Source organism: Herbaspirillum autotrophicum (genome assembly GCF_001189915.1).
GTDB lineage: Bacteria > Pseudomonadota > Gammaproteobacteria > Burkholderiales > Burkholderiaceae_D > Herbaspirillum > Herbaspirillum autotrophicum.
Window position 1 is genome coordinate 20,415 of sequence record NZ_LFLS01000053.1, and the last position, 7,386, is coordinate 27,800.

Genomic DNA, 7,386 nt, shown 5'->3' on the forward strand with positions numbered 1-7,386 from the left:
CGATTGCCTTCTCCATTTGTTTCGTCACCAGGGATTGCCTCGTATGAAAACCTTGCGCAAATTTTATGCACTCGCTGCCATTCCCACGCTGTTTCTGATTTTCGGCGGGGTCATGTTCCGGGACTTTGTCCTGCACGCGATTCACATCAATCCGTTTTTGAACCTGTTCATCATCGCGGTGGCACTGTTCGGCGTGGCATTGATCACGTACAACATCTGGCGCGTGAGCTGGGAGTATAAAAAACTGATGTCGTTTTATGCCCGCGCCGAAGCCGGCGAGGCCATGGAAGACCTGGTCAGGGCGCCGGAATTTCAGGATGGCGAAATTGCCAAAGTGCTGGTCACGGTGGCCAACACCAAAGGCCGCCTGACATCCCGGATCGAGCAGGAAACCATTGAGCGTTCACTGAACGATTTGCGCGCGCATCTGGAAGCGAAAATGGAGTTTCCGCATTTCCTGACCGGTTTCCTGATCGCGCTGGGCTTGCTGGGGACATTTATCGGTTTGCTGGAAACGCTGGTCGGCACCGCGGAATTGATTGATGGCTTCGGCAAGGCCAGCCAGGGCGGCGACATGGATGCGTCGTTCATGCATCTGGTGGCCGACCTGCAAAAACCGCTGGCCAGCATGGGGACCGCGTTCAGCGCCTCGATGTTCGGTCTGATCGGTTCGCTGGCACTGGGGTTGACACTGACGCCGTTGCGCGGCGCCGGCAAACAACTGGTGGTGACTTCGCGCGAATGCATCAGCGAAATGGTCAAGCACGTGATTCACGATATGTCCGGTCCGGGCGCGAGCAACAGCGGACGGCAGGGCGTGTCGGAATCGTTTCTGGCGGAATTCCTGCAAGATCTGATGGTATTGCAGCGCGAATCGATCATGTCTTCGCGCAACAGTTCGGAGGCGTCGTTGCAGGCCGGGATCAAGCTGGAAGGTTTGAACAGCGGGCTCAACAACATGGTGCGGCTGTTGCAGGACAGTATGGAAGAGTCGAAAAACCTGCGCCAACTGGTGGCATTCGGCCCGCGCATGCATGAAGTCGGGCAGCAAACGCTGGAAGAAATTCGCAATGTCGGCCAGATCATCAATCAAAAAGTCACCTCGGCACGCGATCTGACCGATAGCTTGTCGTTGCTGGAAGAGCGCTTGTCGGTCAATGGCGATATCGCCTTGCGCAGTTTTGATGTGTTGCCGCAAATCGTGGCATCGATGCAAAACGGCCAGCATCAGGTCGAGGTCGCACTCAATGCACTGGCATCGCAACAGGCTGAAATTGCCACCATTCACGAAAAATCGGCACAGCATCTGGCACAGTTGCCAGGCTTGCTGACCCAGGTTTCGATTCGCATGGCCGATGAACTCGGTGCCATTCAGCATCAGGGTGAAATTCACGCCACGGTGGCGGCACGCCTCGGCGAACTGGGCACGACGATTGGTGAAAACTCCAGCAATATCACGCGCGATGCCTTGAGTGCGCGGCAATTGCAAATCGATCTGGCCAAACACATGGCGATGCAGAATGACCGTATCAAGGGCCTGAGCGCGATTCCGGATTCGCTGGCGGCGATCAGTGAAGCACTGATGCGGCAGAACGTGATGTCGCAAACCATCATCGATGAAATGCGCAGCGGCCGTCAGACCATGATCAAGGATCTGCGTCTGGAATTGCGTGAGGCTGCACGGGAAATCGCTGCCACCGCCAACCGCGTCAACTGAAGCGGAAGCCGGCATGAACCAGCGCGATCAGATTTTCGTCGACCAGCCGCAGGCAGACCTCGCCAGCCTGCGGCGCGATCCCATGTACCTGCTGTTGTTGCGCGCCTATGGCAAGCGCTTCGTCGAGGTGGTGGTGGCCGGCGTGCTGATCAATCTGTTCGGGTTGCTGATGCCGCTGTATTCGCGCCTGATCTACGACAAGGTGATGGGCAATCACATTCCCGATACCTTGTGGGCGCTGACCTTGGGCATGGGCCTGTTCATCGTGCTGGAACTGGTGTTGCGCATCATCCGCATTTATTACGTGGAACAACTGGCCGGCAAGTTCGATATCGAATTCGATGCCATTACCGCCCGTCGCTTGCTGGCGGCCAAGGTCACGGCGCCGGTCGGGGTGGTATTGGCCAAGTATCGCGACATGAGCAGCGCGCGCGATTTGCTGTCGTCGAATTACATGCTGCTGCTGGTCGACATGCCGTTTCTGGTGCTGTATCTGCTGGCGTTGGGGCTGATCGGCGGCCACATGATCTGGGTGGTGCTGGTCGGCGGCAGCTTGCTGGTGGCGGCGCAGTTGCTGTGCAAGATCCCGGCCAACGATTATGGCGCACAGGCCTTGCAGTCCGGCATCGGCAAGATCGATAAGCTGGCCAGTCTGGTGTATGGCATGGAAACGCTCAAGACCTCACCGTTGCAAGAACGGCTGGTCAAGACCTTTCTCAAGGATGCCGGCGACAATGCGGTGGCGCAGGCCAAGAGCCGGTTCTGGATGAATATCAGCTATGCGCTGGCCGGGATCGGTTACACCGTGATCACGGTGGGGGCGCTGGTGGTTGGCGTCTATCTGGTGGAAGACAACCTGTTGACGGTGGGCGCGCTGATCGCCTGCTCGATGCTGATCAGCCGCGCGACGTCGATCTTGTCATCGGTCAGCGTGGTGCTGGGACGGCTGGATACCTTCAGCCGCGCCCGCAGTGCATTTGAAGCCATGTTTGAAAACGAGGGCGAGCCCGACGGCAAACAATACACCGCTGATGTGGTGCGGCAAGACATGAGCGGCGCGATCCAGGTCAGCAAGCTGACGCTGCAGTTGAATCAGGAAGATGGCCCGGTTTTGCAGGACATGTCGTTTGCGATCCGGCCTGGTGAAAAAGTCGGACTGGTAGGGCGTTCCGGCTCGGGAAAATCGACCTTGCTGCGCTGTCTGGCCGGTCTGCACCGGATTGACAGCGGCCATGTATTGATGGACGGGGTGGCGGTCACCGCCTATGCGGCACCGGTGCGCATGCGCTGCATCGGTTATAAGCCGCAGGAACCGTTCTTGTTTGACGGCAGCCTGGCGTCAAATATTTTCATCGGCGATCAGGTCGCCAGCGATGTCTATGAAACGGCGCTGTCGGTGTCGGGAGTGGATGAATTGATTGCCCGTGGCGAATTGCGGCTGGACCAGATATTGCGAGCGCCGGGCAATCTGTCGGGCGGTCAGCGCCAGATGCTGGCGCTGGCGCGCACCATTGCCGGCATGCCCAAGGTGCTGTTGCTGGACGAACCGACCACCGGTATCGATCAGGCGACCGAAACCAAAATCATCGCGCGCCTGATGGCCTTTGCCGCCGGCCGCACGCTGGTGGTGGCCACGCACAGCCCGGCCTTGCTGAAACAGATGGACCGCATCATCGTCATCAATGACGGCAAGATCATCACTGACGGCCCGCGGGCGCAGGTGTTGCAGTAGTTTGACAATTTGGCAGCAGACGTATCGACCTCAACCTTGATCGCGCTTTTACAGAAGGCACACCATGGCAACTGCAGGAACTACCCCATCAGCACCAGGCGCAGCAGCGGCTGAGCGCAGCAGCGGTCCGTTCAAGGTAGTGATGCCGGATCAGACCGGCAGCTATCACTTGCCGGTCACACGCGGCATGGTACAAAAGGTACAGGTAGTCGACGTCGACATGGTGCTGCAGATGACGGACGGCTCGCGTGTGGTGCTGGCAGGCGGCGCCATCAGTGCCATGGATGATGAGGCCAAGGTAAGCTTTTCCGACAGCGTGCAGAGCGCCGGCAAGTTGCTGGATCAGGTCGGCAAGATTGCGCTGCAAAAACACGACCCGCAAATATTGAGTTCGGAAGCACCGCGCGCCGACAACCCGGCAGCGGCGCAGGAAGACAATCATTTCACCGGCAACAATCATTCCTCGGCGCAGATTTCGACGGCGACGATGAGCCAGTTGTCGCAAATCATCAAGGACAATGCGGTATCGGTGACCGAAAACCGGTTCTCTAATACCAAGCTGACGGAAACCAAGGCTGATTATCAGACCCAGGCGTCCAACGAAGCGCTGGTCAAGCATATTCCTGAGTCCTTGCCGGAACGTCCCGGTGCAATCCCGGTGGTGCCGGTGGTGGGGCCGCAGGCGCCGACGGTGGCCGTCAAACTGGTCAATCTGGCGACCCAGACACAGGTCGGCAGCATCTTGTACGGCAGCGGCGGCACGCCGGCTTCGGCCACCGATGGCGCCAACAATACCCAGTTTGCGTCGCAGGTGATCAATGCCGGCAATGATGTCACCACCATCTATGCCGCCGGCAACAATAACAATACCTTCACCAAAGTCTTCAATGTCACCATCAGCGGCGACGGCAATGTCAAATCGCTGATCATTTCCGGGGTGCCGGCGGACATGTCGATCCTGAATGCCACGGCGCTCGGCGGCGGTCAGTATCTGGCGACCCTGACCACCGCAGATCAAAAGACCTTCGATCTGCAACTGGTCTACAACACCCAGATCGCCTCGGCCAGCAATGTGCCGGATGTATTCAAGCTGTCTTTCGCCACTAGCATTACCACGGTGGATGGCACGTCGACGCTGACCGAAACCCGCTATGTCGCGATCAAGGATGCCGCCAATGCGAATGATCTGGTGTATGTCGATCCCGCCACCGGCAATAATGTACTGATCCTGCCGGGGCAAGGCATTCCGCACATCGTGCATGCCGGCAACGGCGGCGTCACCATCTACGGCAGCAATGCCAACGACGCCTTGTATGGCGGCAGCGGCAACGACACCATTATCGGCGGCGCCGGCAGCAGCAGGTATTTTGAAGGCGGCGCCGGCGCCGATGTACTGACCGGCAGCGCTACCGGCAACAATACCGCCGGCTACACCGGCTCGGCTGCCGGCGTGACCATCAATCTGGCGGCCGGAACCGCCAGCGGCGGCGATGCCCAGGGCGATACCCTGACCAACATCCAGAATCTGATCGGCAGCGCGCATGACGATACCTTTGTCGCCAATGCTGCCGTCAACCGTCTCGATGGCGGCAGCGGCGGTTCCGATACGGTCTCGTATGCAGCCTCCGACGCGGCGGTCACGGTCAATCTGAATACCGGCACCGGTACCGGCGGTTATGCCCAGGGCGATACCTATGTGCACATCCAGAATGCCATCGGCAGCGCCTACAACGATACCTTTATCGCCAGCATTGACGCCAACCGTTTCGATGGCGGCAGCGGCGGCGTCGATACCGTGTCGTATGCGGCATCGACCAGCGGCGTCACTGTCAATCTCAAGCTCAACACCGGCAGCGGCGGCTTTGCGCAAGGCGACAGCTATGTGCATATCCAGAATGTGATCGGCAGTGCGTTCGACGATGTCTTCGTCGCCAACGGCGACGCCAATCGCTTCGACGGCGGCAGCGGCGGCGTCGATACGGTCAGCTACGCCGGTTCGGGCAGTGGCGTGCTGGTCAATTTTTCGACCGGACGCGGCACCGGCGGCGACGCTGAAGGTGACAGTTACGTCAATATTCAAAAGGTGATCGGCAGCGGCTTCGACGATACCTTCATCGCCGGTGTCGACAGCAAGAGCTTCGATGGCGGCAGCGGCGGTTCGGACACGGTGAGCTATGTCGCTTCCGGCTCAGCCGTCACCGTCAACATGGTGACGATGAGCGGCAGCGGCGGTTATGCGCAAGGCAATACTTACGCCAATATCCGCAACATCATCGGCAGCAATTACGATGACCTGTTCATCGGTGGCCCGCAAGCCAATCATTTCGATGGCGGTCAGGGTGGTTTCGATACGGTCAGTTATGCCTTGTCCGATCAGGCCGTGACGGTGGATCTGTACAACGGCACCGCCAGCGGCGGTTACGCTGCCGGCGATACGCTGGCACACATCTGGAATGTGATCGGCAGCGCCTACAACGATACCTTTATCGCCAGCAACGACCATAACCAGTTTGATGGCGGCCTTGGCGTCAATACCGTCAGCTATCAGTATTCCGGCGGCGGCGTGGTGATTGATCTGTCGAATGCCATCGGTACCGGTACCGGCGGCAATTTCGCCGACGGCGACCGCTTCGTCAATATCCAGAATTTGCTCGGCAGTCTGTACGACGACACCTTTGTCGCCAGCAGCGACGCCAATGTACTGGACGGCAATACCGGTTCCCTGCACAACCGCGTCAGCTACGCCGCCTCCAACCAGGGCGTGACGGTCGACCTGAATTACACCAACGGCACCGGCACCTTCGGCGGCTATGCGCAGGGCGACCAGCTGATCAATATCCAGGATCTGACCGGCAGTGCGTTTGACGATACGTTCGTGGCCAATGGCGCGGCCAACAACTTCGACGGCGGCACCAGCACTGCCACCTCGCATAACCGCGTCAGCTATGCCGCCGATACCACCGGCGTCACCGTCGATCTGACCCAGATCAATGGCAGCGGCACCTTTGGCGGCTATGCGCAAGGCGATACGCTGACCAATATTCAGGATCTGACCGGCGGCAGCGGCAACGATACGTTTATCGCCAGCGCCGCCGCCAATAACTTCGATGGCGGCGTCAGTACTGCGGCTTCGCATAACCGCGTCAGCTATGCGGCGTCCAATGCCGGTGTCACGGTGGATTTGAATTACACCAATGGCACCGGTACTTTCGGCGGTTTTGCCGACGGCGATACGCTGGTCAACATTCAGGATCTGACCGGCAGCAGCAGCGACGATACCTTTATTGCCAGCGCCGCCGCCAATAATTTCGATGGCGGTATCAGCGGCGTCACTTCGCACAACCGCGTCAGCTATGCGGCGTCCAATGCCGGTGTCACGGTGGATTTGAATTACACCAATGGCACCGGTACTTTCGGCGGTTTTGCCGACGGCGATACGCTGGTCAACATTCAGGATCTGACCGGCAGCAGTGCCGACGACACGTTCGTCGCCAGTGCAGCATCCAATCATTTCGACGGCGGCGTCAGTGCCGCCAATTCACATAATCGTGTCAGTTATGCGGCGTCAACGGTCGGTGTCACGGTCGACCTGAATTACACCAATGGTACCGGCACCTCGGGTGGGTATGCGCAAGGCGATACGCTGGTCAATATTCAGGATCTGACCGGCGGCAGTGGCGACGACACGTTCGTTGCCAGCGCCGCATCCAATCATTTCGATGGTGGCATCAGCACCGCCAATTCACATAATCGTGTCAGTTATGCAGCATCGAATGCCGGTGTCACGGTCGACCTGAACTACACCAATGGTACCGGCACCTCGGGCGGGTATGCGCAAGGCGATACGCTGGTCAATATTCAGGACCTGACCGGCAGCAGCAGTGATGACACGTTCATTGCCAGCGCGGCGTCCAATAATTTTGATGGGGGTATCAGT

Annotated in this window: 3 protein-coding genes; all 3 read left to right on the forward strand. The window is 58.9% G+C overall.

Annotated features, from left to right (window positions below):
* Positions 1–43 precede the first annotated feature (43 nt).
* Positions 44–1,717, forward strand: a complete 1,674-nt coding sequence (locus AKL27_RS25615; RefSeq protein WP_050465734.1) for a hypothetical protein — start codon at positions 44–46, stop codon at positions 1,715–1,717.
* Positions 1,718–1,730: 13 nt separating this feature from the next.
* Positions 1,731–3,449: a peptidase domain-containing ABC transporter gene (locus AKL27_RS25620; RefSeq protein WP_050465735.1), complete on the forward strand. Its 1,719-nt coding sequence runs from the start codon at positions 1,731–1,733 to the stop codon at positions 3,447–3,449.
* Positions 3,450–3,513: 64 nt separating this feature from the next.
* The coding region (locus AKL27_RS25625) for a beta strand repeat-containing protein (RefSeq protein WP_408609790.1) at positions 3,514–7,386 on the forward strand (3,873 nt) is incomplete at its 3' end.